The following is a 25,443-nucleotide window of genomic DNA, read 5'->3' on the forward strand; positions in this document are numbered from 1 at the left end:
CAGCGTACCCTGGGGTCCGCTCTCGACCTCAGCAATAACCGGTTGTCATTCCGGGGCGCGCGCAGCGCGAGCCCGGAATCCATCAGGCCGCGGGCAACGGCGGAGAAATGGATTCCGGGCCCGATGCTGCGCATCGTCCCGGAATGACGGCGGTGGGCGTGGCGAAGCCGGAGTAAATTAGCTCCGGCCGCCGAGCGAAACCTTCGGTGCCGTAGCCCGGGTGGAGCGTCAGTGTCACCCGGGACCGGTCGTCGATTTTGATAGAGATATCCCGGGTTGCGCTTCGCTTCACCCGGGCTACTGGCTCTCAACTCACGGCCAAGGCGGGGAGCGCGATCGGTGGGAGGGAGATGCGGAAGCAGGCGCCGTGACCGCTTCGTTCGGTGACGCTCACCTCGCCGCGATGCAGATGGATGATCTCGCGCACGAGGTTGAGGCCGAGGCCCGCGCCGCGGTGCCGCGGCTGCAGGCGGTGGAACGGCTCGAAGATGCGCTCGCGCTCTGAAGCCGGAATGCCGGGGCCCTGGTCGCGGACTTCGACCGTCGCCGGTGCGCTGACGGCAACGACGATGGCGCCGCGATGACCGCCATGCTGGATCGCATTCTGCACCAGATTGACGACGGCACGTTCGAGCGCGCCCCGATCGCCCCACACGTCGATCCGCGCACCCTCATGCTGCAACGAGATCTCATAGCCGGCCGCGATCGCGAGCGGCGCGAGATCGGCGATCACCTGTGCGCAGAGACCTGCAAGATCGATGGCGGACGATTGCGCCAGCCGCTGCTCGAGCCGCTGCAGATCGAGCAACTGCTCGGTCAGCGTCGCAAGCCGCGAGACGTCCTCGATCAGGCGCGCCTTCTCGGCGCTTTGCGGCAGGCCTTCCAGGCGCGTGGTGAGGATCGCGATCGGCGTTCGTAATTCGTGCGCGGCATCGGCGAGGAAGCGTCGATGCCGTTCATAGCCTTCATCGAGCCGTCCCAAGGCGTCATTGACGGCGCTCACCAGCGGCGCGATCTCGGTGGGGACGGCGCCAACCGGCAGCCGGGCGCCGCGCTTGTCGATATCGATCTCGCCGGCCTGATGCGCGGCTTCGTCAAGACCCGCGAGCGCGTTGCGCACCACGAGCGGAGTCGCCACCAGCGTCGTCAGCGCCATCAGGGCAAAGCCGGGCAACATCAGCCCGAAGAAAGCCAGCGTGATCTGCAGCAGCGACTGCGCATCCGAGATCCTGATCTCGCTGGTGACGATGATCTGCACCGGGCCTGCCGCGGTCTCGACCACTTTCATCTGTCCGCTGATATGACGCGAATCGTCACTGGCGCGATCCCAACTGCGAATTTCGCCGTCGATATCGCCGAGCCCGCCGCCGAGACGGGCAAACTCCGGCGGCACGTCTCCCTCGGAGAGGGAATGGCCGGACTTGTCGTGGATCACGAACCACAAATTCCGCGTATCGCCGCGCAGCTCCTTCAGCGCCGGGGTCTCGCGCAGGACAAGCGTTCCGTCGGCGCTGCGCGTTACCGCGTCGCGCAGCACATCGATGCCGCGACCATCGTCGCGCCGATATACGCAACCGGACGCCCACAGAGTTGCAATGAGCAAAACAACAAAAGCGACGAGCAGCACCGCGTGCAGCGGGATCAATCGGCGGATCAGGCGCGAGCGCAGCGACGCCGTGTTCATCGACTTCATGATGCCGCCCGCAGGAGATAGCCGACGCCGCGGATGCCGTGGATCTCGACGCCGGCGCCGGCCTCGCTGAGCTTGCGGCGCAGGCGCGAGACATGCGTGTCCAGCGCATTCGACTGCACCTCTTCGTCGAGCGAATAGACGGCAGCCTCGAGTGACGAGCGCACGACCGTGCGCCCCATCCGCCGCATCAGGGTTTGCAGCACCAGCAGTTCGCGGCGCGGCAATTCCAGGAGGCGGCCGTCGACCTCGGCCTCGCAATGGTTCAGGTTGAAGCTCAGCCGCCCGAGCCTGACGATATCGGGCTGCAGGTCGGCGGACCGCCGCCACACCGCCCGCAGCCGCGCCAGCAATTCCTCGGCCGCGAACGGCTTGGCCAGATAGTCGTCGGCGCCGGTGTCGAGGCCGGTGACGCGGTCCGACAATTCGCCCCGCGCCGTCAGCACGATGACGGGGGTCGGGATCGCCTTGGCGCGGAGCTTCGGGATCAGGCTGATGCCGTCGCCATCAGGCAGGTTGCGGTCGAGCAGGATCGCGTCATAGGCGCCCGCCACCATGATTTCCGCGGCCTCCATCAGCGAGGTCACCCGGTCGGCCAGCATGTCGTAGCTTTTCAGGACCGCAGACAAGGCCGACGCCATCTCGTCTTCGTCCTCAACCAGAAGTATTCGCACCACCCTGACCCAGGCAATTCAAGTTGACCTGGTTCCATAGAGCCGCTGGATTGCGGCTACATTGCGTGTTTGCTGGTCACCGGGGCGCCAAATGGCGGCTCGAACGGCCGCCGAACCCGCGGATCGCGAGCTTGCTCAGTTCGCGCAACCACAGCACCGAGCTTGCAACCGCCGCACAGAACAGCCAGTCGCCGGCGCTCAGGCTGACGGTCGAGAACGCCTCCTGGAGGAAAGGCACGTAGACAACCAGCGCGTGCAGCAGGAGCGAAAGCGCGACTGCCGCCCAGAGCCAGCCATTGGTGAAGAGGCCATGGAATGCGCTGAGCTCGTCGGAGCGGGCGTTGAAGACGTTGAAAAGCTGGAACAGCACCAGCGTCGTGAAGGCCATGGTGCGCCCATAGGCAATCGTGCCTGAACCTTCGATCAGGCCGCCCGGAAGCGAGGCGTCCAGCACCAGCAATGTGCCAACCGCCATGATGATCCCGACCAGGAAAATCCCGCCCCACATCGGCCACGTCATGACGCCCTCATCACGCGGGCGCGGCGGGCGCTGCATGATCGCGGGGTCCGCCGGGTCGACGGCGACGGCGAGCGCGGGCGCGCCGTCGGTCACAAGGTTGATCCAGAGAATCTGCGTCGCCAGCAGTGGAAGCACGACCACACCGCTGGCGGCGGAAAGTCCGATTGTATCGGCCAGCACAACGCCGAAGAACATCGTCAAGACCTCGCCGATATTCGACGACAGCAGGTAGCGCAGGAATTTCCGGATGTTGTCGAAGATCGCGCGGCCCTCCTCGACCGCGGCGACGATGGTGGCAAAGTTGTCGTCGGCGAGCACCATGTCGGCCGCCTCCTTGGAGACGTCCGTGCCCGTAACCCCCATGGCGACGCCAATGTCGGCCGCCTTCAGCGCCGGGGCATCGTTGACGCCGTCCCCGGTCATCGCCACAGTTTCCCCTGCCCGCTGCAGTGCCCGCACGATGCGCAGCTTGTGACTGGGATTGACGCGGGCATAGACCGAGACCTCTTGCACATCGCGGTCGAGTTCTTGCTCCGTCATAGCCTCCAGCTCGGCGCCGGACACCGCGCGCTGGCCTGACGTGATGATGCCGAGCTCGGCGGCGATAATCGCCGCGGTCTTGGGATGATCGCCGGTGATCATGATGGGGCGGATGCCTGCCGCCCGGCTAAGGGCGACCGCATCGCGCGCTTCCCGGCGCGGCGGATCGATCATGCCGATCAGGCCGAGAAAGACGAGGTCCTGCTCCACATTCTCATCGAATGAATCATACTGCGACCTTTCTGCCGGTAGCGATCGGAACGCAACTCCAAGCGTCCGCAATGCTTCCTCGGCCAGCGCATCATTGCTCGCCATGATCTCGGCCTTGCGCGCGTCGGTGAGTGCGACGGCGTCTCGCCCGACGAGTTCGTGGGTGCAGCGCGCGAGCAGGACATCGGGCGCGCCCTTGGTCACCGCGATCAGGCGGTCGCGCCGCTCGGCATCCGTATGCACCGTGCTCATCAATTTGCGCTCGGACGAGAACGGAATCTCGCCGATCCGCTCGAAGCGCTGATCGAGCGCGGCAGGGAGCAGGCCTGCCTTGCATGCGGCCACGATCAATGCGCCTTCGGTCGGATCGCCCTGCACGATCCAGGCGCCATCACGTTCCTCCAGCAGCGCGTTGTTCGCGCGTTCGGCCGCCGTCAGCGTGCGCTCGAGCTCGAACTGCAGCGCGCCTTTGTCCGACGCATCACTGGCAAGATGCACGTCGCCCTCCGGCGCATAGCCGGTGCCAGAGACATTGGTGCAGCCGCTCGCCGTCACGACCCGGCGCACCGTCATCTCGTTCCTGGTCAAGGTGCCGGTCTTGTCGGATGCGATGACGGTCGCCGAACCGAGCGCTTCCACGGCGGCGAGACGGCGGATGATGGCATTCTTCTTCGCCATCCGCTGCATGCCGATGGACAGCACGGCGGTGACCACTGCCGGCAATCCTTCCGGAACCGCGGCGACGGCCAGCGCCACGCCGAGCAGCAGCACCGCGAAAATCTCGGAGAAGCCGTTGATGTCGCTGACGAGAAAGATCGTGCCGATCATGGCCACTGCAATCAGCACGACCGTGATCGCAAGCACCTTGCCGACGCGCGCGAGCTCGCGCTGCAGCGGCGTGGTCTCCCGCGGCGCCTCCCGCAGCATGCCGGCGATCCGGCCCATCTGCGTCTTCATCCCGGTCGCGGTGACCACCGCACGGCCATGCCCGTTGACCGCGGTGGTCCCGCTGAAGATCATGTTGTGCCGGTCGCCGAGCTCGGCCTTGTCAGCCACCGGCGCGACGTGCTTGCTCACCGGCAGGCTTTCGCCGGTGAGCGCGGCTTCGGCCGTCTGCAGCGCGGCTGACACGATCAGCCGGGCGTCGGCCGGAATGGTGTCGCCTTCTGCGATGACGATGATATCGCCCGGCACCAGTTCCGCCGCCGGGATGTTGCGCCGCTCGCCATCGCGGACTACGTTGGAGTGCGCAGCGGACATCTCACGCAACGCGGCTGCGGCGCGCTCCGCCCGGGCCTCCTGAATGTAGCCCATGAGCGCGTTGAGCAGCACGATGGCAAGGATCGCGATGGCCTCGTAGGGCAGCGCGGTTTCGTGCTCATTCAGCCAGATCGCGATCGAGATCACCGCCGCCGCGATCAACAGGAGCACCAGCACGTCGGTGAACTGATCGAGGAATTTCAGCCATTCGGGACGCGGTGGCACTGTGTCCAATTCGTTTCGGCCATCGCGCGCGAGGCGCTGGGCGGCCTCCGCACTGCTCAGGCCCCGCTCGGCATCGGTATGCAGGGCGGCCACCGTCTCCGCCGCCGTCTGCCGGTGCGCCTCGTGCATCGTCGGATCGGAGGATTTTCTGTGCATGCTGCAATGATACGTTGCGACGACGTTTCCTGGTACCGGGAACCGCGCTTGTCGGGATGATCCATGTCAATCGACACGACGCGATCGGCGCTGCAGAATGCAGGTGAACGAAATGTCGCAGCCAAGATCGTTGCGGTCTCGCGCCGGAACCCGGCGATCGAAACGGCCGCATGGCTGAAAGGTAGAGTCACATGAGCGAAGCAAGCGCGACGAAAGAACCGCCGAGATCAATTCTGCTCGCCACCGATCTCAGCCCCCGCTGCGACCGCGCGCTCGATCGCGCCGTGCTGCTGTCGCAGTCGTGGCAGGCGAAGCTCGTGATCCTGCACGTTCTCGAAAAACTTCGGGATGCGGATTTCGATCCGAACGTTCCATCCTGGCGACGCCCTCCCGATCCCGTCAGCGTGGCGGCAAAGCAGTTGCTGGCCGATATCGGCCCGCTGGCGAAGATGGCCGACATCGTGATCGATGAAGGCGACCCGGCCGAGTCGATCGTGCGCACCGCCGAAAAGAAAGGATGCGATCTCATCATCACCGGGGTTGCAAGGGATGAGCCGTTCGGGCGACTTTTCCTTGGCACGACGGTCGATCGCCTGCTTCGCAGTTCGCACACACCGATCCTGATCGTGAAGAAAAGGGGACAGCGGGCTTACGGCCGCATCGCCGCGGCGATCGACTTTTCAGATTCATCACGCCATGCACTCGAGGCCGCGGTCCGCTGCTTCCCCGACCAGGCGCTCATGATATTCCACGCCTACGAGATACCGATGAGTGGGTTGGCCCACGATTCCGCTGCCTATCGACGGCAATGTCAGCAGGCTGTCGAGCGGGACTACAAGGCCTTCCTCACGACAATGACATGCGGCGAGACGATCAGGCGGCGTGCACGTTCGTTCATCGAACTTGGGACGCCGGATGAAGTGCTGCGCCGAGGCGTGCGCGATATGGACGTCGACCTTGTCGTGCTCGGCACCGAGGGGCGCGGCGCACTCTCCGAAATGCTGATTGCAAGCGTCGGCAAACATCTCATGGCCGAACTGCCATGCGACGTCCTGATGATCAGGGAACCGCCCGCCGCACCAACAGCCGCCTGATCCGCTGTTTGTTGCAACGGATAGCGGTCACATCGGCTTCGCAGGACCTACCTGGATGCTTCGGCTTCGTGGGCCGCCGTCCATGGGATCAACTCGCGCGCCAGTGCATCGCAGGCGGCGTTGAAGGCCTTTGCGGCCGGGGCGGGGGCGAGCGTCTCGATCGGCGCTTCCTGCTGGAAGACGCGCGCAGCGCGCAGATGTCCTGACGCATCGAGGAGCTTGGCGGACAGCGCGATCACGGCGTGCGGCTGTGGCGCCGTGACGATCTCGAACTGGCGCAGGTCGAGCAGCAGGCGGGACGAGCCTTCCGGCGCGGCGTCGGGACGGAACGGCGGATGGGCAATGTCGTAGTTCTCGAAACTCTGCAGCAGTTTCGCCTGCACGAGCTGCGGCAGGGCGTCGCTCCATTGCGCGTCGGCAAAATCCTTGTCCTCGCCGCCCGCGAACAGGAAGCGCTGGGTCTGCAGCGCAGTGATCGCCGTCGGCTCGGCAATGGAAAGCGTTCCCTTGAAGGGGCGGACCGGCGCATCGAACCGGCTGGCGGGGCTGAGGTCAAAAGTCGTCTTGCGCGCTGGGGCGCCACCGCCGCCCATGGTCCGATCGAGACCGGCGATGATATTGTCCAGGCGCGGGGTGTTGCGCGCCAGCCCGTCCGCAAAGGTGCCGATGTTGCCGATCGCGTCATGCAGGGTTGCGGAATTTTCGCTGAGCACCGTATCGACCTTGCGCAGCGCATCGCGCGCGGCCTGCGTCATGCTCTGCCCTGCCCCTTTCTCGGCGATCAGCGGCCCTTGCACGCGCGGCGCGTCGATGCGCTCGCCGCCTTCCAGCGCCACCACAGGCACGCCAGTGAGGCCCTGGAAATCGAGGCCGACTTTGGTATCGGCGCGCACCGGCGTGTGCTCGAGCACGGCGATGGTGGCATGAACGTCACGCGGCCGGTCGGGCACGAATTCGAGCGAAGTGACTTCGCCGACACGGATGCCGTTGAACAACACCGGGGCACCCACGAGCAGGCCGGGAACGGGACCATTGAACACGACCTGGTAGGTCTCGCGCTTGCCGATGCCGCCGGTGTTGTTGAGCCAGTAGACGAAGCCGAACACGGCGACGATCGCCGCCAGGACGAAGGCGCCGACAACGATAAAGGGTGCGCGCGTTTCCATTGATGTCGTTCCGTTAAGCGTTGAGATGAAGCATTTGCGCTCGCGCGCCGTGGAAATAGGCTCGCACCCAGGGATGGTCGGATTCCAGCACCGATTTCAGCGGACCGAGCGCGGCGATCTTGCCGTCGGCCAGCGCCGCGACGCGGTCGCAGACCGCGTAGAGCGTGTTGAGGTCGTGGGTGACCATGAAGACGGTGAAGCCGAGCGTCCGCTGCAGCGTCTTGATCAGGGAATCGAATTCGCCGGCGGCGATCGGGTCCAATCCGGACGTCGGCTCGTCCAGGAACAGGAGCGCAGGATCGAGCGCGAGCGCACGCGCCAGCGCCACGCGCTTGACCATGCCGCCGGAAAGTTCGGAAGGAAACTTGTCGCCATCATCGACGGTGAGGCCGACCATCTCGAGCTTCGCATTGGCGATCTCGTCCAGCAGCGACGGCGACAGATGCGCGGCCTCGCGCAGCGGAAATTGCACGTTCTGCCGCGCGTTCAGCGCCGAGAACAGCGCGCCCTGCTGGAACAGCACACCGCTCCTGCCGCCGTTTTCGGCAAGCTCGATGATGCCGCCGCGTTTCGGCAGCAATCCGATGATTGTGCGCATCAGCACGGATTTGCCGCCGCCGGACGCGCCGACGAGACCCAGGATTTCGCCCTGACGGACATCGAGATTGAGATGGTCGAGCACGATCTTGCGGCCGAAGCCGACGACCAGATCCTGCACGTGGATGGCGATACGTTCTTCGGTCACGGCTACATTCCGATCGAGGCGAAGAACACGGCGAACAGGCCGTCGAGCACGATGACCAGGAAGATCGACTTGACGACGGAGGACGTCGTCTGCTGCCCGAGCGATTCCGCGCTGCCCTTGACGCGAAGCCCTTCGCTCGCCGCGATCAGGCCGATGACCAGCGCCATGAACGGCGCCTTGATCATGCCGACCTCGAAACTGTTGATCGAGACCGCCTCATGCAGCCGCGCGATGAAGATCGCCGGGCCCATGCCGCCATAGAGCCAGGTGACGAGCCCGCCGCCATAGAGCGCGGCCATCGACCCCAGGAAGGTGAGGATCGGCAGCGCAATCACCAGCGCCAGCACGCGCGGCAGGATCAGCACCTCGACGGGATCGAGGCCCATGGTCGTGAGCGCGTCGATCTCCTCGCGCATCTTCATCGAGCCGATCTCGGCGGTGTAGGCGCTGCCGGAACGTCCGGCCACCATGATCGCGACGATCAGGACGCCGAGTTCGCGCAGCACCAGGATGCCGACCATGTCGACGACATAGGAATCTGCGCCGAACTTGCGGAAATGGAAAATGCCCTGCTGGGCGATGATGGCACCGATCAGGAACGTGATCAGCACCATGATCGGGATCGCACGCCAGCCGACCTGGCCGAGTTGATAGACGGTGGAGGTGAAGCGAAACGATCGCGGATGGCGCATCGTCCGGAACAGCGCGATGCCGACACTGCCGAGCATGTCGAGGAAGACCATGGTCTCGGCGATCACGCCACGTCCGACCCGCTCGAGCAGGTCGGCGAGCGCGTTGGTGCGCCGCGCGGGCGCCGGCGGCCTGCGGTTCAATTTCCGAACTTCGCCGATCAATCCGGAATAGCTGGCGGAAAGGCCGGTTATCTCGGCTTCGCTCGCTTGCGTCGTTCCGCCGCGCGCCAGTTTCTCGATCAGCCAGGCGCCCACCGTGTCCAGCGCGGTGATCCCGCTCAGGTCGATCTTGCGGATGCCCTGCGCAAGCCGCGGCTGGATGCCCGCGCACAGCCGCTCCAGAATCTCGACATTGGCAACCGTCCACGCGCCACGCGGATGGAGCGAGCGGACCGCGCCGTCATCCATGGTCAGGTCAGGGGCACTGTTCAAGATGATACCTCCAGAAGTCCGGAGGCGACCCTAGCCGGGCCGGCGGGCAATCGTTTGACACAGCGCAATAGATACCCAGGCGGTCCAGAACCTTGGGGGCGTGACGCTGCCGCAGGGCTATGCGGCAGCATCGTAGCCCGTTCGATCAGCGGCCGGAGTTAGTTGATTCCGGTTCCGCCACGCCCACTGCCGTCATTCCGGGGCGATGCGCAGCATCGAGCCCGGAATCCATTTCTCCGCCGCCCCTTGCGGCCTGATGGATTCCGGGCTCGCGCTACGCGCGCCCCGGAATGACGGGCCGTTATTGCTGAGCTCGAGAGCGGCCCCGGGTTACGCTGGCGCTCCACCCGGGCTACAGACCCTCTATCGCGCGAGCGCTGCTGACACCGATTCGGCCAGCGGCGTCGTCGGGCGACCGATGAGCGCGTTCAATTGCCTGGAGGCGTCATAGAGTGCGCCATTGGCCGCTTTGGCGTCGCTGTCCGCCAGGAGCACCGCGAAGGCTTCCGGCAGGCCGATCGACACCAGCGCAGCCTTGTAATCGGCCTCCGGCAAATCCTTGTAGACGACGGGCTTGCCGGACTGCCTGGCGATCTCGGCGGCATAGTCGGCGAGCGTATAGCCATTATCGCCGGCAAGCTCGTAGATCTGGCCCGCCTGATTATCGCGGCTTGCGAGCACGGCTGTCGCAGCCGCGGCGTAATCGGCGCGCGCGGCGAGGGAGATGCGGCCCTGTCCTGCGGCGCCCAGTACGGCCCCATGCTCGACGGCAGCGGCAATATTGCCGGTGTAGTTCTCGGTGTACCAGCCGTTGCGGAGGAACACGAAGGGCACGCCGGATGCGCGGATCAGCGCTTCCGTCTTGCGGTGCTCCTCCGCCAGCGCCAGCGGGCTAGTGTCGGCATGGAGGATGCTGGTGTAGGCGAGCAGCTTCACACCCGTCGCTTTCGCCGCATCGATGACATGGCCGTGCTGGCGGACGCGCTGCCCGATCTCGCTCGAAGAGATCAGAAGCACCTTGTCCGCACCTGTGAGGGCAGCCTTAAGGGCGGCGGGGTCTTCATAATTTGCTGTGCGAAGCTCGACGCCGCGCTCCGCCAGGTCTTTGGCGGCGACGGGGTCACGGACGATACCAACCAGATGCGCACCGGGGGCGATCCGCAAGAGCTCGGCGATGACGAGGCGGCCCAACTGGCCGGTTACCCCGGTGATGGCGATACGTTCGGAAATTGTCATGTTCCTCTTCCTGGTCTAAAATAGAGACCAAGCCTAGATACGAGGCCACCGGAGATCGCGGAAGGAGGCAGGTTTTGGTGACAGGGTTACGCGAAAATAACCTTGGGTCGGCCCAGGAGTGCCTGGGGCAGCGCTTCCAGACCTGGCGCGGCGGCGAGTTCGACCTCGCGCTTTGCCCGGTCCGCGGCATCCTGGATCGTCTCGGCGACAAGTGGACCACGCTGATCTTGATCGTGCTCGCGCAGCGGCCGCATCGCTTCAGCGAGATCCGGCGGTCGATCCCCGACATCTCCAAGCGCATGCTGACGCAAACGCTTCGCGACCTCGAGCGCGACGGCATGATCACGCGCCGCGTGTTCCCGACCAAGCCGCCGAGCGTGGAGTACGGATTGACAGAACTCGGCGAATCCCTGCTCGAACCCGTGGCCCAACTCGTCACTTGGGCGGAGACAAGCCAGACCAAGATCGCGATGGCGAGATCGGCGTTCGACGCGGCGGAAGCGTCACGGGGCTAGGCAGCCCCGGATCTCACGACGGATCGAAGCCGAGCGCGACTTCCACTGTCATGGAATCGGGAAGAGCCGGCGGTATCTGCGGCAGCGGCTGGGCGCGGCGAATGGTATCGATTGCGGCCTGATCGAGCACGGCTTGACCGGAGCTGGTCTTGACCCAGGCGCCGAGCAATTTCCCATCGCGGCCGACCGAGAAGACCGCAAGCACCGTTCCCTGCAGATGCTGCCGCTTGGCGGCCCGCGGATAGCGCTGGAATTTGTCGATATGACGCACCAGGATGTCCCTGAACTGCAGCTTCGCGGGGGTTGGCACGGCGTCCGCGGAACGCAGCGGGATCCTGCTCGAAACGGCTGCTTCGGAAGACGACGTCTCTTCGACCGGGAGTGCCGCGAGCGTGTTGCGCGACATCTCGGCCGGCGTCTCAGTCGGAGCCTTGCCCGGGTTTGCTGCGTTCACGGCCGTTGACTGCGAAGCTTGGTTCACCGGGATCGGCAGCGGATCCGGACGCGGCAACAGCCGGACCTCGACGACTGCCGTCGGCTCGGCCTGCCCGCCAGCCCTGTGGAGCTGAAGGTGAAGCCAATACACGCCGCCCACGAAAAGTAACCCGACGATCGCCGGAAACAGCATCAGCCGAAAGCCCTGCCCGAACAGCGAGGCATCCGGATCGTCATCGGTCACGAAGGATTTCATCGCGCAGTGCTTACCGTGACGATCGCGCGCACGGGCTGAGGGGCTTCAGCGCCGACATGCGCGCCCAATAGCGAACCCCGCGCCAGCATCCGGTCATCTCGTTCGTGCCTGTCTTCCGTGGAATCATCCGGCCCGCAAAGCGGCTCGCAAGCGGGCGCGGCTTCGGCCGGAAACTAGCTCATATAGTCTCTTTGTGACAGAAATCTATTCCTGCCAAACTCCCGGCGAGGCCTGTTCGAGCGTGATGAGATGGCTAGAGCATGATCCGGAAAACCGCTTCACGCTTTTCCGGATCATGCTCTAGAACAGCAGCACGCCGTCGTCGTGCACCTCCGGCTCGGGCCGGTGCGGCGTGGATTTTGACATCACGCCGAGGCGCTGCAGGACGTCCCGATGGACCTGCCGCTCCCGTTCCATCGTGTACTGCGCGAACAGATCGTCCAGCACCGCCTCATCGCTCGAAGTCAGCGACAGCTTTCCGATCGTTGCGCTCGACGCCTCGAGGCGCGAGGCAGCAGCCGGGAGGGACGCGGATGCCTCGCCGAGCGTGGTCATCAGATCGTGGGCACCACCCATCAAGGCCTCGAATTCGGCACCCTCGTGGACGAGCCGGTCCATCAACCGATCGAGCCGCGCGTTGCCGGCCTCGATCTCCTGCAGCGTTTGCAGAATCGACGGCTCGAGCCTGGTCAATTGCGCTGGATTTCCATGAGCGCGCAACTCCTTGAGATCGCCGGCAGCGCGCTCGATGCGGTCGAGGATCGGCTTCAGCCTGGAAGCGCCGGCGGAGACCTGATCCGCGGTCATCTTGAGCTCGTTGGCGATCACGACGAACGCATTGCCCTTCACGCCCAGATGGCCGGCCTTGAGGCTGGCATTCATGCCGATCAGGATGATGTCGACGACGGCCTCGCCAAGGCCCGCGATCGCCAGACGAAACTTGCCGAGCGTATCCTCGACGACGGAGAGGGCAGCATCGACCGATCTGCCCGAATTCTCGCAGGTCGCAATCAGCTCCGAGGCCTGCGCCAGCGTTTGCTTGATGACGGCAAGGAATGACGGGGCCTCGCCGTCATGGCCGCCATATACCGAGCGACCTTGCGCAACCACGCCGGTCGCATCGGCAAGGATGGCATTCAGCGAACGGACGATCGCGCCGATATCATCGCCGAACTCGCGATCCGAATCCTTGAGTTGCGCGGCCTGGAGCTGGCAGATGATCTGGGCTCTTCGCGCACTGGCATCCGCTTCGAGCGCCGGAACGGTGCTTACCGCTGCGACAGCGACGCGCCGCAAGCCGCCGCAGACATGCTCCAGACGTTGCCGCGTGCTGTCGCCCGACTGCAGCGAGATGATCGCGCTGCCGACGGCATCGGCGATCTTCTTGGTGCTCCTGCCCGCGAGCTCGACAAGATGGACGCTCTTGTCCTGCTGCTCGCGCATCCCTGCATAAGCCGAGATCAGACCGGCGCTCGCCGAGAGAAGCTGCCCCCGATAGAGCTTCTCGAATTCCTTCTGCCTGTTGAGCGCAGTTTCGACCGCTACCGACAGCAGCTTCTGATCGCGCGCGCAGCCTTCGATCGAATGCTGCACCGATTGCCCGAGCTCGAATACCTCCTTTGTGAAATCAAGGAAGCTGTCGCGCTCGCCGTCCAGCGACGCCGCCTCGATGCGCGCGCTCCGCGCGATGATGGAGATCATCTGGATATGCTTGAAGAGCGGCGCGATCTGCGCGGATGCCGCCTCGGCATCCTCGCCGATCCGGCCGAGAAGCGCGCTTTCCGCCGGCAGTGCCTCGGCCAGCGCGTTCAAGCAGCCGGCGATATCCTGAAGCGCCGTCGAGGCGCCTTCGATCTCCGCGCCCGACATTTCGCGCGAGAGGCCAGTGAGCGCGCCCTCGAGCTCCTTGAACAGGGCGTGACCGCGACCGAGATGATTGCCGACCTTGGCAAAACTATCCTCGATGCGGGACGACACCTCCTCGATGGAGGCAACCGCCGCAGTAACCGTGTCGGTCTGGACGTCGGGAGAGATCATTGCATCATTCCGTCAGGGCAGGTTGTCCGGCCTGGTGCCAGAGCATGATCTCGCGCGCGATGTGGTTGAGCGAAACCACCTTCTCCACGGCGCCGTGCGCGATCGCCTCTTTCGGCATGCCGAACACCACGCAGCTCTCTTCGTCCTGCGCGCGCGTCGCCGCGCCAAGCTTGCGCATCTCCAAAAGGCCCCTCGCGCCGTCGTCGCCCATTCCCGTCATGATGATGCCGAGCGCATTGCGGCCGGCATATTGGGCCGCCGAACGGAACAGGACGTCGGCCGAGGGCCGATGCCGCGACACCGGCGGGCCGTCCTTGATGGCGATGCTGTAACGCAGGCCGGTTCGTTGCAGCAGCATGTGGCGCGCGCCGGGCGCGATATAGGCGCAGCCCGGCTGCACCGGCTCGCCATCCTCCGCCTCTTTCACCGCAATCTGACAGGCGGCGTTGAGACGCCGCGCGAACGCCGCGGTGAAGCCCTGCGGCATGTGCTGAACGATCAGGATCCCCGGGCAACTCGGCGGCAGCGCCTCCAGCACGTCGAGCAGCGCCTCGGTGCCGCCGGTCGAGACGCCGATGCAGACGATCCGTTCGGTGGTGGGGCGCGAGCGCCCCTGGATCGGCGGCGGCATGATGGCATCCGCCGTCAGCTTCTTTTCGATACTGCGCCGCTGCTGACGTGGACGCACGCGTGCACGCGCGGCCGACTTCACGGCTTCGCGCAGCCGGTTTGAACATTCCAGCAGCGCCTGCCGGGTATCGATCCGTGGCTTGGGAACGATATCGACCGCGCCGGCCTCGAAGGCTTCGAACATCTGATCGGAGCCCTCTTCGGTGAGCGAGGAGCAGATGATCACCGGGATCGGGCGCTGCGCCATGATCTTGCGCAGGAACGTGATCCCATCCATGCGCGGCATCTCGATGTCGAGGATGATCACGTCGGGCAATTCGTTCTGCAGCCGCCGCGCCGCAGCGAACGGATCGGACGCGGTCGCCATCACCTCGATATCCGGATCCTCGCTCAGGATGGTCGTGAGAATTTGGCGTACCGACGCCGAATCATCCACGATCAGCACGCGAAGTTTCTGCTTTGGCATTGCCGTGCGCTCCACGTCGCTAGACTCTAAAAACTGTCGGCTGAACCTGCTTCAACGTCGGCACCGTGTTGTGGATCATCGATTCGGAATGCCCCACCAGCAGATAGCCTCCCGGCCGTAAGTGCGAGCAAAGCTGATCGACGACCTTGCGCTGCGTCTTCCTGTCGAAATAGATCAGGACGTTCCGGCAGAAGATGATGTCGACGTCACGGTCCACAGGATAGCTGGAATCCATTAAATTCATCCGCATGAAATTCGTCAGTCGCCGCAATTCCGGCACCATGCGGACTTCGTTGCTCGATCGGTCCTTCGACGACAGGAAGTAGCGCTTCACGAACTCGGAAGGGACCGGCGCGATGACGTCGCGCGTGTAGATGGCGGCTTTGGCAAGCCGCAGCACCGCAGTCGAGATGTCCGTTCCGAGGATGCGAAACTGGAACCTTGTGCCAGACCTCGTCATGTCGTCGAGAACCATCGCGGTCGTATAGGCTTCCATGCCGGTCGAGCAGGCCGCGCTCCATATCTTCAACCCGTGCGAGCCGCGACCGCGGGGCTTCAGGAGCGCCGGCACCGCGACCTCCTTCAAGAAGGTGAAATGCGCCGGCTCGCGGAAGAAATCCGTCTTGTTGGTCGTGACCACATCGATCAGATGGGTCAGCTCGTTGTCGGGCAGGCCATTGTCGAACAGATGCTCGACATATTCGTTGAGCCCGGAATAGTTGAGCGCGCGGACGCGCTTGTGCAGCCGCCCTTCCAGCATCAGGCGCTTGCCAGCAGGCAGCTTGATGCCGACCTGCCCCTCGATCAATTCAGCGATCGTGCGGAATTGACGATCGGATAAATGTACCCCGGCTCCCAGCATCGCCGATGTCGCAAGTCTAGGCTGCGGCTGATGCGTCGACGCGGGCCTCGTCGGCGGACACTTCCGCGTCGGCCATCAGTCGTGCGAGATCGAAGATGATGACGAACTTTTCTCCCTTGCGTCCGATGCCCGCGATGTAGTCGGATTGCCAGCGTCCGCCGACCGAGGGCACGGGACCGATCGAGTCCTCGTCGATGTCGGTGACCTCGAACACGCAGTCCGCCACGAAGCCGACGCCAACCAGGCGGTCGTTCATCGGCACGTCCAGGATGATGATGCGCGTCGCCTCCGTCGCCGGCACGCTCGGCAGATCGAGCTTCAGGCGGAGGTCGACGATCGGATAACCGCTGCCGCGCACGTCGATCATGCCGAGCATGAAATGCGGCGCGTGCGGCAGACGCGAAATCGGCCGCATGTCGAGGATTTCGCGGACATTGCAGATGCTGATGCCGAAGGTCTCCCCGGCGAGACCAAGCGTCAGATATTGAGCGGTGCCGGCCATGTTGCATCCTTCCGGTCAGAGATCGCGGGGACTTGCCTCGAAGGCCGGCCCCCGCGTGTTTCTTTTCTGAGCATGATCTTTTCGGAAAACCGGTTCCCCACTTTTCCGGATCATGCTCTAGCGCTGAAAATCGGCGTCGCGATCGTCGCTGTCTTCCATCGCGAAGGCGAAGCCACCGCCGGCGGCGGCCTTGAGCGCGCGTGCCGGCTTGGCGACGGGCTTGCGGTCGGCGGCCGCCATGCTCGCGGCTTTCGCGCGGAGCTGGCCGACGGCCCGGTCGATCGGCATCGCAGCCGCGGGCCTGTCCTTTGCCTGGTCGATACGGAAATAGGCGATCGTCGACTGCAACTGTTCGGCCTGGGAGGCGAGCTCTTCCGAGGTCGAGGAGACCTGCTCGGATGCGCTGGCGTTCTGCTGGCCGACCTTGTCGAGCTGCTGGATCGCCTGGTTGATCTGCGCGGAACCGACATCCTGATCGCGGCAGGCCGCCGTGATCTCTTCCACCAGCTCCGCCGTCCGCTTGATGTCAGGCACCAGCTTGGCCAGCATGCTGCCCGCTTCCTGTGCCACCTTCACGCTCTCCGCCGACAGCGTGCCGATCTCGGCTGCGGCCGCCTGGCTGCGCTCGGCGAGCTTGCGGACTTCGGAGGCGACCACCGCAAAGCCCTTGCCATGCTCGCCGGCGCGCGCGGCCTCGACCGCCGCGTTCAGGGCGAGCAGGTCGGTCTGGCGCGCGATCTCCTGCACAATGGTGATCTTCTCGGCGATCGTCTGCATTGCCTCGACGGCGCGGCCGACCGCGGCGCCGCTGGCTTCGGCATCCTTCGCCGACTGCCCTGCGATCTTCTCGGTCTGGTTGGCGTTCTCGGCGTTCTGCTTCACATTGGCCGCCATTTCCTCCATCGAGGAGGAGGCTTCTTCGGCCGAGGAGGCCTGCTCGGTCGCGCCTTGCGAGAGCTGTTCGGCGCTGGCCGAGAGCTCCTGGCTGCCGGCCGAGACGTTCTGCGCCGCCGTCAGCGCTTCCGCGACGATCGTGCGGAGCTTCTCGACCATGCGCTCCAGGGCCATGCCGAGCGTATCCTTGTCCGACAGGCGCTTGGCGTCGACAGTGAGGTTGCCCTGCGCGATCTCGTTGGCGACGGCCGCCGTTCCGTTCAGGTTCACGGTCATCGCATTCAGCGACTTGACGAGGTCGCCGATCTCGTCGTTGCTGACAACGTCGATCTTCTGGCTGAGATCACCGATCGCAACCGCATCGGCGAGGTTTACGGCACGGCTGAGTCCGCGGCTGATATTGAGCGCAATCCAGGTCGCCGCCACCACCGCGATCACGAGCGAGGTGAGCACCAGGATGACCAACAGCATCTCGGCGCGCGCCCCGTCCTGCCTTGCCTGCTCGGTCTGCTCGGCCATCGCCGACTTGACGAGCGAGATGTAGGCGTTTGCGGCTTCCAGCGCATCGGCCACTACCTTGCGACCTTCGTTCATCGAACGATCAGTCGCCGCCGCCTTGTCGACCTTGGCGAGGCGGACCGTCTCATCCTGATAGGCATTCATCTTGACGTAGGCGGCCGAGAAAGCATCGATCAGCCTTTTGCCCCGGTCGGTCGCTCCGGCATAGATCTCGTCCCTGGTCTTGAGCAGCGGCTCGCGAATCTTCGCCAGGTCGGCAACGAACTGGTCATAGTTCTTTTCCGAAGCGATGATGGAGTTCTTCTCGGCCCGCAGCTGAAGCAGGATGCCCTTTTCGAGTTCGGCGGCCTTGTCCATGCGTCCGGCCCGCGAAACGAGACTCTCGGCCGTGCCGACCATGTCGCTGAGCTTCACGTAGCCCACCGCGCCCGCGACCATGGACAACAGGATGACGAGGCCAAAGGCGCCGGCCAATTTTGCTTTTACGGTAAGTCTCATTTCAGCCCCCAAGAGAATGCTCGAATTGTTGGTCGGACCGCAATCAATCCAACCTGCCAGCCCACCAACGCTTCACTCCTCAGCGCTGAAAATCAGCGTCGCGGTCGTCCCCGTCTTCATCCAGCTCGAAAGCGAAGCCGCCGCCATTGGCAACCTTGAGGGCGCGACGGCCCTGCGGCTTCGCCGCGGCGGCCGACGGCTTCCTGGCGCCGCGATCGACGGCCGCCATTGTCGCAGCCTTCGCGCGCAGTTGGCTGACCGCCTTGTCGATGGGCGCGGCGGCGGCCTTGCGCCCCTGGTCGATGCGGAAGAAGGCGATCGTCGACTGCAACTGCTCGGCCTGGGAGGCCAGTTCTTCCGAGGTCGAGGAAACCTGTTCGGATGCGCTGGCGTTCTGCTGGCCGACCTTGTCGAGCTGCTGGATCGCCTGGTTGATCTGCGCCGAACCGACATCCTGCTCGCGGCAGGCCGCCGTGATTTCCTGGACCAGGTCCGCGGTTTTCTTGATATCGGGCACGAGCTTGGCAAGCATGCTGCCCGCCTCTTGCGCGACCTTCACGCTCTCCGTTGACAGCGTGCCGATCTCGGCGGCGGCCGCCTGGCTGCGTTCGGCGAGCTTGCGCACTTCGGAGGCGACCACGGCAAAGCCCTTGCCATGCTCGCCGGCGCGCGCCGCTTCGACCGCGGCATTGAGCGCCAGGAGGTCGGTCTGCCGCGCGATCTCCTGCACGATCGTGATCTTTTCGGCGATCGTCTGCATCGCTTCGACGGCGCGGCCGACGGCGGCGCCGCTGGCTTCGGCATCCTTGGCCGATTGCGTGGCGATCTTCTCGGTCTGGTTGGCGTTGTCGGCGTTCTGCTTCACATTGGAGGCCATCTCCTCCATCGAGGAGGAGGCTTCTTCAGCCGAGGACGCCTGCTCAGTCGCGCCCTGCGAGAGCTGCTCGGCGCTGGCCGAAAGCTCCTGGCTGCCGGCCGAGACGTTCTGCGCCGCGGTCAGGGCTTCCGACACGATCTGCCGCAGTTTCTCGACCATCACGTTCAGCGACTTGACGAGATCTCCGATCTCGTCGTTGCTGACTACGTCGATTTTCTGGCTGAGATCGCCGTCGGCGACTGCGCCTGCCAGACCGACTGCACGTCCCAGCGAGCGGCCGATGCTGAATGCGATCCAGAGCGCCGCACCGAGCCCGACAACGAGCGACGCGATAACCAGGCTTGCCAGCATGACAGTCGCGCGGCGGCCTTCTTCCTTGGCCTGCTCGGCCTGCATAGCCATGGCTTTCTTCGCGTAGCCGATATAGGCATCGGCCGCCTCCATGGACTCAACAACCGCCTGGCGGACAACGGTCATCGATCGCTCGGCGGCCTTGGCCTTGTCGGTTCTTGCGAGTTTGAGCGTCTCGTCCTGCACCGAATTCATCTTGGCGTAGGCGGTGCTGAAGTTCTCGATCAGCCGCTTGCCCTGTTCGCTCGCGCCGGACTGAATCTCGTCCTTGAGCTTCAAGGTAGATCCACGAGTCCTGTCGATCTCGGACAAGAACCGGTCCATGTCGCCTTCGGGCACCAGGATCGCGTTCTTCTCGGCCCGGACCTGAAACAGGACATCCTTCTCGAGCTCGGCTGCCTTTTCCATCCGGCCGGCGCGGGCGACAAGGCTGTCCGTCGTCTCCACCATGTCGTTGAGCTTCATATAGGCCACTGCGCCGCTCACCGCGGACAGCAGGATGATCGCGCCGAAGGCACAGGCCAACTTCGCCTTGACAGTAAATCTCATTTTCAGCCCCTCAAGTCTCGCCCCCGAGACGTCCTCAATTCAGGATACGTTCCATATTCGGTACGATGACGAACTCTTCACGCCACTTGGTGATGAAGCGGATGAACTCCGGCTTCCAATGCATGCCGACGCGCGGCGTCTGCTGCACGTCGGTCCGCGAGATCTCGGTGACCTCGTAGACCTTGTCGGCGGTGACGCCGACCAGGACCGGCTCATTGTCGATGCCGACCTCGATCACCACGATCCGGGTATCGGCGGAATCTTCGGTCTGCGGCATCCCGAACCGGATGCGCAGGTCGGCCAGCGGAATGACATTGCCGCGCACATTGATCACGCTGGGCACGAACGACCGCGAGCCGGCCACTTTCGTCGCGGGAACCGGATCGATGATCTCGCGCACCAGGCCGGCATCGAGCGCGAATTTCTCGTCACCGAGCCCGATCATGACCACCTGCATCGAACCGTCCTGGACGGTCCCGGCGTCCTGCTGCCGATCTGTCGCCATCTATGCCGCCTCGCTCATCTGCTGCTTCTCCGCACGCGACTGCGCCAGCGCGACGAGTTGCGCCACGTCGAGAATAAGCGCCGCGGTGCCGTCACCAAGGATGGTCGCGCCGGAAAAGATCGTGACGTCGGAATGCAGTTTCGAAAGCGACTTGATGACGGTCTGATGATTCCCGATGATCTGGTCGGCAACCAGCCCGACGCGCGTCTCGCCGGTCGAGATGATGATCGTCTTCTGATGCAGTCCGGGTGATCCGGGCACATCGAGAATGTCACGGAGCCGCAGGAAGGGCACGAGATTCCCGCGCACGTTGAGGAAATTGCGCCCACGCGAACGCTCGTCGTCCGCCGTGAGCTCGACGCACTCCTCGACCGCCGGGAGCGGAATGATGTAGCGGCCCTCGCCGACGCGGATCAGCAATCCCTCGATGATCGCAAGCGTCAGCGGCAGGCGCAGCGTGACGCACGTTCCCGCGCCGGGTTTCGTCGACAGATCGATCGAGCCGCGCATGTTCTCGATGGTGCGCTTGACCACGTCCATGCCGACACCGCGGCCGGACAGCGCGGAGATGGTCTGGGCGGTCGAGAACCCCGGATGGAACAGGAACTGATGAATCTCATGATCCGACATCGCGGCACCGGGCGCGATCAGCCCCTGCTCTTCCGCCTTGGCGCGGATGCGCGCGGTGTTGAGCCCGCCGCCATTGTCCTTGACGGTGACGAGAACCTGTGCGCCGGAATGGATCGCATAGAGCTCGATCCGCCCGTTCTCGGTCTTGCCGGCCGCCGCGCGCGTCTCGGAATCCTCGATGCCGTGATCGATCGCATTGCGGATCAGGTGCACGAGCGGATCGGCAAGACATTCGATCATGGTCTTGTCGAGCTCGGTATCCTCGCCCGAGGTGACGAATTCGACCGGCTTGCCGAGGTCGCGGGACAGATCGTGGACCAACCTTCGGAAGCGTCCGAACAGCGAGCCGATCGGGACCATCCGTGCGCCCATGGTGGTGTCGCGCAGGCTTGCCGCCAGCCGCTCGATCTCCTCGGCGATCATCTTGATCGAGAGATCGGAGCCGGCCGCGGCCAACTGGCTGAGCCGCGCCTGGGCGATGACGAGCTCTCCGACCCGGTCCATCAACTCATCGAGCCGTTCGGCCTGGACGCGGACCGTGGCGATGCCACGCTCTTCCGCGCGCTTCGGCTCGTCGCGCTTCCGTTCCGGCGGCGTCGCCGGCTCCGCCGCAGCGGGGGCCGAGGAAGCGGTCGGCGCCGGGGCCGGAGGAGCCACCGGCTCGGCTTCCGCCATTGCGAACGTCGGCGCCGCGCGCTCGACCTGCGCCAGCGGCACCAGCGTCAGCTTCATCTCGTCCTGCACGAACATGAAGACGTCGTCGATAGCGTCCTTGTCGCAACCGCTATGCAGCGTGACGTCCCATTTCAGGTAGCAGTCCTCGGGCTCCAGCTCGTCCAATAGCGGCACGCCATCGGTGACCGGCACGACGAAGCAGGGACCGAGCTTGCAGAGATCATCCAGGAGGTCGAGCGGATTGGAGCCGTTGCGGAGAATATGTGACTCGAATTCGAGGCGCAGTTGCCAGCCCGCCGGTCGGCTCTCGCTTGCCGGCGGGGTGTCGATCTCAGACTCGACCGGCAGGACCTGCTCGACAGGTGAAACGAAACGCTTCAGATCATCCAGGATGGCGTCGCCGATGATCGAATCAGCGTCATCGGGCGCTTCGATCAGGGCACGGATATAGTCCTTCGCCGCCAGCGCGACCGCTATCAGCTCTTGCGTCGGCTTGATCTCGCCCTTGCGGACCAGCTCGAAGGCGGTCTCGAATTCGTGGGTGAACGCGGCGACCTTGTCGAAGCCGAACATGGCGCCGGAGCCTTTGATGGTGTGCAGGGCGCGAAACGCCGAGTCGACCAGCTCGCGATCGTCGGGACGCAGGCCAAGATCCAGCAAGGCCCCTTCGAGGGTTTCGAAAAGCTCGCTCGCCTCCTGACGGAATATCTCCGTCGGGTCCATGCTGCTCATGACCGCACCAGCTTGTTGACCACCGCGAGCAATTGCTCAGGCTTGAAGGGCTTGGTGATCCATCCGGTGGCGCCGGCGCTCTTGGCTTCCTGCTTCACCGCGTCGTTGGACTCGGTGGTGAGGAAAACGATCGGCAGGCCGACCTGCGACGGCAGCTTGCGCAGGGCCCTTATCAGTTCGAGGCCGTTCATGACGGGCATGTTGAGGTCGGTGATCACGAGATCAAGCTTGCCCGCCTGCGCCTTCGCCAGGCCCTGCGCCCCGTCGCCCGCCTCGATCACGTTGTGACCGGCCGGCTCGAGCACGACCTTGATCATCTGGCGGATGCTGGGGGAATCATCGACCGTCAGGACCGTAGCCATCACGCGCCATCCTTGTTGTGAAAATGTTGGTCGATCATCGCATCGCTGGAGAAGCCTGCGCGGCGAAGAGTATTACGGAGGCTTTGCGAGAATGCAGTCAGGACGACCGGGCGGCCCTGCGCCTTGCCGGTCTCCGCGGTAGAAAGCAAAAGCTGGATCGAGGTGACGTCGGCCTTGTCGACAGCGGAGCAGTCGATCTCGAGCCGATCATTGCGGCTGAAGGCCTCGCGGATCGTGTCGTAGACCTGGCGGATCGACGCGATGCTGCAGTCCGGTGGCAACTGCAGCCACCGTTTGGACTCTGTCACGTCAGCCATTCACCGCCCCCGCATTCCCAGAGATTCGCTTTAGCCGGAATGCGAATCTCTTTCGGCCGAAGTATCGGCAGAGATGGTGATTAAGATGTTAATCAACCGCGATTCCATGCAAGATGACCGTAGGATTACGGTGCGCGGGATTCGACGGGTAGCCTGGTAGGATTCGCGCCTGCATTCACGCGCATCGAACAGGCGGTGCAATCGGCGATTGTCAGGCTTAGGTCGACGTTAAGAGCCTGCACAGTAGCTCTTGGTCTCGTACAACCGACCGTGCGTACCAGGACGTCAGATGCTTACACAAGCGCTTCTCGTTGACGACAGTCGTTCTGTCCTCGACTTCCTCACGCGGCTCCTGGAAGCCGACGGTACCGTGCAGGTCACGGCGTACACCTGTCCGCTGCAGGCGATGACATCGGCGATGCAGCGCCAATATGACATCGTCCTCGTTGACTACGAGATGCCGAGAATGGACGGCGTCACATTCATCCGCGAACTCCGTGCGATCGAGAACTTCGGCAATATTCCGATCGTGATGATCACCTCGGTACAGACGGACGACGTGCGCATGCAGGCGCTCGAGGCCGGCGCCACCGATTTCCTGCCGAAACATCCGCAAACTCTGGAGACCAGGGTCCGGCTGAGAAATCTCATCCGGCTCGGCATTGCCGTTCGGCAACTGAACGACCGCGCAGCCGATCTCGTCCGGGAAGTTGCCAGTGCCACGCAGAAGCTGCAGGAGCGCGAGGAGGAGATCATCCTTCGTCTGGCGCTCGCCGTCGAATACCGCGACAACGACACCGGCGAGCACACACTTCGGGTAGCGAAATACAGCCGCATCATCGCCGAAGAACTCGGCCTGCCGTCCCGGCTCATCCGCGATATCTATCTTGCGGCCCCCCTGCATGACGTCGGCAAAGTCGCGATACCCGACAGCATCCTGCTCAAGCCGGGCCGGCTGAACGCGGAGGAGATCGCGATCATACGCACCCACGCCGTGATCGGCGGACGCATCCTCGCCGACAGCCATTGCGAGCTGATCCAGCTTGGAGCCGAGATCGCTGCAGCTCATCACGAACGCTGGGACGGCAGCGGCTATCCCAACGGGCTCAGGGAAACCGACATTCCGATCGCGGCCCGCGTCGTCGCAGTCGCCGACGTCTTCGATGCGCTGACGATGAAGCGTCCCTACAAGGACCCGATGCCGCCTGCGGACGCGCGTCGTTACCTCGAGGACAACAAGGCGCGCCAATTCGATCCCGCCTGCGTCGACGCCTTTCTTTCGCGCTGGAACGAAGTCGTGGCGATCGCCACCGCGCAACATACGATAGCACCGTGGCAGGCCGAAATGCGCACGCTTTCGACGGCCGTCTAGCTTCAACTGAAACCAAGCTGCTGGCGCGGGATGATTTTTCCTCGAACCATCATCGCGCTCTATCTTCTTGTTTGAGCATGATCTTTTCGGAGAACCTGTATCCCGTTTTGCGCTAACGCGGCCCTCCGGGTCCGGATCATGCTCTGAGTTGTGTAACGTCGTTGTGAGCCGGCAGCTTCCGCCTGCAACCTGCGCACGAATGTGCTCACGCGGCATTGAGAGAACGTGAGAAGACGCGCTCTTTAAACAGGGTGTCGCGATCCGCACTTCGAAAGGGGAGCCACGCTCCATTGGCTCCGCTTCCTGATGGAGAACACCCATGTCTGCAATCAAGCTCTTGTCGATCGCGCTGGTCGCTGCGGCGACGCTTGCAACTCCCGCGATGGCTCGCGAACACACGCGCCACGCTCTGCGTGCCAATGCCGCTGCCGTTGCGGCGCCGGAGCAGGTCTATGTCGGCGGACCGGGCTGCGTTCCCGCCCCACGGGTAGGCGCGTTTGCCTCGCAGCCCTGGACCGACGGCAACGTTCCCTGTGAACCCGGCACCGGCTATGGCTATTACAGCTACGGCTATTATTGATCCGGTCGCTTCGGACCACCGTTGAACGAGTATCCTGTCAGTCGAGCTGACGGTCGAAACTGAAGAGGCCGGACCGCTTGTGCGGTCCCGGCCGCTTTTTTATTGGTAGTATCGTAGATTCAAATCCCGCTGTCCTGCGCATGCGCGCATCCGTGGATTAGCGCTGCGCTATTGCTGCGCACCGCGCAGCGCAAAGAAAATCCTAAGCGATATCTCACTGCATTCCTAAAGACGAATTT

General features: G+C 64.3%; 22 protein-coding genes. 4 read left to right on the top strand and 18 right to left on the bottom strand.

All coding sequences use genetic code 11. The features are described 5' to 3' along the window. Positions 1-307 precede the first annotated feature (307 nt). The 3 genes from YY7_RS0134625 to YY7_RS0134635 all read right to left on the bottom strand — a co-directional run bounded on the left by YY7_RS0134625 (position 308) and on the right by YY7_RS0134635 (position 5,275). The gene (locus tag YY7_RS0134625; RefSeq protein ID WP_035691673.1) at positions 308-1,693 is read right to left on the bottom strand and encodes a sensor histidine kinase; all 1,386 of its coding nucleotides are present in this window, start codon (positions 1,691-1,693) and stop codon (positions 308-310) included. Further along, positions 1,690-2,364, bottom strand: a complete 675-nt coding sequence (locus YY7_RS0134630; protein ID WP_028167197.1) for a response regulator transcription factor — start codon at positions 2,362-2,364, stop codon at positions 1,690-1,692. Before YY7_RS0134630 ends, YY7_RS0134625 begins: the two co-directional genes overlap by 4 nt. A 76-nt stretch (positions 2,365-2,440) precedes the next feature. Then, entirely contained in the window at positions 2,441-5,275 is a 2,835-nt protein-coding gene (locus YY7_RS0134635; RefSeq protein ID WP_035691675.1) for a cation-translocating P-type ATPase, read from the bottom strand. A 191-nt stretch (positions 5,276-5,466) separates the two neighbouring features. Between YY7_RS0134635 and YY7_RS0134645 the strand changes: the two genes are divergently transcribed. Next, positions 5,467-6,369: a universal stress protein gene (locus tag YY7_RS0134645; RefSeq protein ID WP_035691677.1), complete on the top strand. Its 903-nt coding sequence runs from the start codon at positions 5,467-5,469 to the stop codon at positions 6,367-6,369. A 47-nt stretch (positions 6,370-6,416) separates the two neighbouring features. Here YY7_RS0134645 and YY7_RS0134650 read toward each other — a convergent pair whose 3' ends face one another. The 4 genes from YY7_RS0134650 to YY7_RS0134665 all read right to left on the bottom strand — a co-directional run bounded on the left by YY7_RS0134650 (position 6,417) and on the right by YY7_RS0134665 (position 10,640). After that, entirely contained in the window at positions 6,417-7,535 is a 1,119-nt protein-coding gene (locus YY7_RS0134650; protein WP_028167200.1) for an ABC-type transport auxiliary lipoprotein family protein, read from the bottom strand. A 13-nt stretch (positions 7,536-7,548) separates the two neighbouring features. Beyond that, positions 7,549-8,280 (bottom strand): ABC transporter ATP-binding protein, encoded by a 732-nt coding sequence (locus YY7_RS0134655; protein ID WP_028167201.1) that lies wholly within the window; start codon positions 8,278-8,280, stop codon positions 7,549-7,551. 2 nt (positions 8,281-8,282) lie between these two features. Further along, positions 8,283-9,404: an MlaE family lipid ABC transporter permease subunit gene (locus tag YY7_RS0134660; RefSeq protein WP_028167202.1), complete on the bottom strand. Its 1,122-nt coding sequence runs from the start codon at positions 9,402-9,404 to the stop codon at positions 8,283-8,285. Positions 9,405-9,767: 363 nt separating this feature from the next. After that, positions 9,768-10,640 (bottom strand): SDR family oxidoreductase, encoded by an 873-nt coding sequence (locus YY7_RS0134665; protein ID WP_028167203.1) that lies wholly within the window; start codon positions 10,638-10,640, stop codon positions 9,768-9,770. A gap of 77 nt (positions 10,641-10,717) precedes the next feature. Here YY7_RS0134665 and YY7_RS0134670 point away from each other — a divergent pair, with 77 nt between their 5' ends. Next, a complete protein-coding gene (locus tag YY7_RS0134670; RefSeq protein WP_028167204.1) occupies positions 10,718-11,155 on the top strand; it encodes a winged helix-turn-helix transcriptional regulator in 438 nt (145 codons plus the stop codon). 13 nt (positions 11,156-11,168) lie between these two features. Here the strand turns inward: YY7_RS0134670 and YY7_RS53785 are convergent, their stop codons facing one another. The 11 genes from YY7_RS53785 to YY7_RS0134725 form a co-directional block, all read right to left on the bottom strand. Next, positions 11,169-11,834, bottom strand: a complete 666-nt coding sequence (locus YY7_RS53785; RefSeq protein ID WP_196237371.1) for an energy transducer TonB — start codon at positions 11,832-11,834, stop codon at positions 11,169-11,171. 312 nt (positions 11,835-12,146) lie between these two features. Next, a complete protein-coding gene (locus YY7_RS0134680; protein WP_028167205.1) occupies positions 12,147-13,883 on the bottom strand; it encodes a hypothetical protein in 1,737 nt (578 codons plus the stop codon). 4 nt (positions 13,884-13,887) lie between these two features. After that, the gene (locus YY7_RS0134685) at positions 13,888-14,979 is read right to left on the bottom strand and encodes a protein-glutamate methylesterase/protein-glutamine glutaminase (RefSeq protein ID WP_028167206.1); all 1,092 of its coding nucleotides are present in this window, start codon (positions 14,977-14,979) and stop codon (positions 13,888-13,890) included. 19 nt (positions 14,980-14,998) lie between these two features. Further along, on the bottom strand, positions 14,999-15,841 hold the full coding sequence (locus YY7_RS0134690) for a CheR family methyltransferase (protein WP_028167207.1): 843 nt from the start codon (positions 15,839-15,841) through the stop codon (positions 14,999-15,001). A gap of 16 nt (positions 15,842-15,857) precedes the next feature. Continuing rightward, complete coding sequence (locus tag YY7_RS0134695; RefSeq protein ID WP_028167208.1) at positions 15,858-16,343, bottom strand: chemotaxis protein CheW; 486 nt, start codon at positions 16,341-16,343, stop codon at positions 15,858-15,860. Positions 16,344-16,460: 117 nt separating this feature from the next. After that, entirely contained in the window at positions 16,461-18,254 is a 1,794-nt protein-coding gene (locus tag YY7_RS0134700) for a methyl-accepting chemotaxis protein (RefSeq protein ID WP_028167209.1), read from the bottom strand. A 79-nt stretch (positions 18,255-18,333) separates the two neighbouring features. Further along, positions 18,334-20,031, bottom strand: coding sequence for a methyl-accepting chemotaxis protein (locus YY7_RS0134705; RefSeq protein WP_028167210.1), 1,698 nt, complete (start codon positions 20,029-20,031; stop codon positions 18,334-18,336). Positions 20,032-20,065: 34 nt separating this feature from the next. Next, positions 20,066-20,536 carry a chemotaxis protein CheW gene (locus tag YY7_RS0134710; protein WP_028167211.1) on the bottom strand — a complete coding sequence of 157 codons (471 nt, stop codon included), beginning with the start codon at positions 20,534-20,536 and terminating at the stop codon, positions 20,066-20,068. Further along, positions 20,537-22,573 carry a chemotaxis protein CheA gene (locus YY7_RS0134715; protein ID WP_028167212.1) on the bottom strand — a complete coding sequence of 679 codons (2,037 nt, stop codon included), beginning with the start codon at positions 22,571-22,573 and terminating at the stop codon, positions 20,537-20,539. Beyond that, positions 22,570-22,935 (bottom strand): response regulator, encoded by a 366-nt coding sequence (locus tag YY7_RS0134720; protein ID WP_027580048.1) that lies wholly within the window; start codon positions 22,933-22,935, stop codon positions 22,570-22,572. Before YY7_RS0134720 ends, YY7_RS0134715 begins: the two co-directional genes overlap by 4 nt. Continuing rightward, positions 22,935-23,252, bottom strand: a complete 318-nt coding sequence (locus YY7_RS0134725; protein WP_028167213.1) for an STAS domain-containing protein — start codon at positions 23,250-23,252, stop codon at positions 22,935-22,937. The genes YY7_RS0134720 and YY7_RS0134725 overlap by 1 nt, the downstream gene beginning before the upstream one ends. Positions 23,253-23,541: 289 nt before the next feature. On the opposite strand from YY7_RS0134725, the gene YY7_RS53790 reads away from it, so the two are divergent. After that, a complete protein-coding gene (locus tag YY7_RS53790) occupies positions 23,542-24,624 on the top strand; it encodes an HD domain-containing phosphohydrolase (protein ID WP_035691679.1) in 1,083 nt (360 codons plus the stop codon). Between the two features lie 319 nt (positions 24,625-24,943). Next, entirely contained in the window at positions 24,944-25,204 is a 261-nt protein-coding gene (locus YY7_RS0134735; protein ID WP_028167214.1) for a hypothetical protein, read from the top strand. The last annotated feature ends 239 nt before the right edge of the window (positions 25,205-25,443 follow it).

This window comes from Bradyrhizobium elkanii WSM2783 (assembly GCF_000472865.1).
Taxonomy (GTDB): domain Bacteria; phylum Pseudomonadota; class Alphaproteobacteria; order Rhizobiales; family Xanthobacteraceae; genus Bradyrhizobium; species Bradyrhizobium elkanii_A.

Coding starts and splice junctions, on each gene's coding strand:
- YY7_RS0134625 (WP_035691673.1), bottom strand. CDS start 1,693: ATGAAGTCGATGAACACGGCGTCGCTGCGCTCGCGCCTGATCCGCCGA.
- YY7_RS0134635 (WP_035691675.1), bottom strand. CDS start 5,275: ATGCACAGAAAATCCTCCGATCCGACGATGCACGAGGCGCACCGGCAG.
- YY7_RS0134645 (WP_035691677.1), top strand. CDS start 5,467: ATGAGCGAAGCAAGCGCGACGAAAGAACCGCCGAGATCAATTCTGCTC.
- YY7_RS0134650 (WP_028167200.1), bottom strand. CDS start 7,535: ATGGAAACGCGCGCACCCTTTATCGTTGTCGGCGCCTTCGTCCTGGCG.
- YY7_RS0134665 (WP_028167203.1), bottom strand. CDS start 10,640: ATGACAATTTCCGAACGTATCGCCATCACCGGGGTAACCGGCCAGTTG.
- YY7_RS0134680 (WP_028167205.1), bottom strand. CDS start 13,883: ATGATCTCTCCCGACGTCCAGACCGACACGGTTACTGCGGCGGTTGCC.
- YY7_RS0134685 (WP_028167206.1), bottom strand. CDS start 14,979: ATGCCAAAGCAGAAACTTCGCGTGCTGATCGTGGATGATTCGGCGTCG.
- YY7_RS0134690 (WP_028167207.1), bottom strand. CDS start 15,841: ATGCTGGGAGCCGGGGTACATTTATCCGATCGTCAATTCCGCACGATC.
- YY7_RS0134695 (WP_028167208.1), bottom strand. CDS start 16,343: ATGGCCGGCACCGCTCAATATCTGACGCTTGGTCTCGCCGGGGAGACC.
- YY7_RS0134700 (WP_028167209.1), bottom strand. CDS start 18,254: ATGAGACTTACCGTAAAAGCAAAATTGGCCGGCGCCTTTGGCCTCGTC.
- YY7_RS0134705 (WP_028167210.1), bottom strand. CDS start 20,031: ATGAGATTTACTGTCAAGGCGAAGTTGGCCTGTGCCTTCGGCGCGATC.
- YY7_RS0134710 (WP_028167211.1), bottom strand. CDS start 20,536: ATGGCGACAGATCGGCAGCAGGACGCCGGGACCGTCCAGGACGGTTCG.
- YY7_RS0134715 (WP_028167212.1), bottom strand. CDS start 22,573: ATGAGCAGCATGGACCCGACGGAGATATTCCGTCAGGAGGCGAGCGAG.
- YY7_RS0134720 (WP_027580048.1), bottom strand. CDS start 22,935: ATGGCTACGGTCCTGACGGTCGATGATTCCCCCAGCATCCGCCAGATG.
- YY7_RS0134725 (WP_028167213.1), bottom strand. CDS start 23,252: ATGGCTGACGTGACAGAGTCCAAACGGTGGCTGCAGTTGCCACCGGAC.
- YY7_RS53790 (WP_035691679.1), top strand. CDS start 23,542: ATGCTTACACAAGCGCTTCTCGTTGACGACAGTCGTTCTGTCCTCGAC.
- YY7_RS0134735 (WP_028167214.1), top strand. CDS start 24,944: ATGTCTGCAATCAAGCTCTTGTCGATCGCGCTGGTCGCTGCGGCGACG.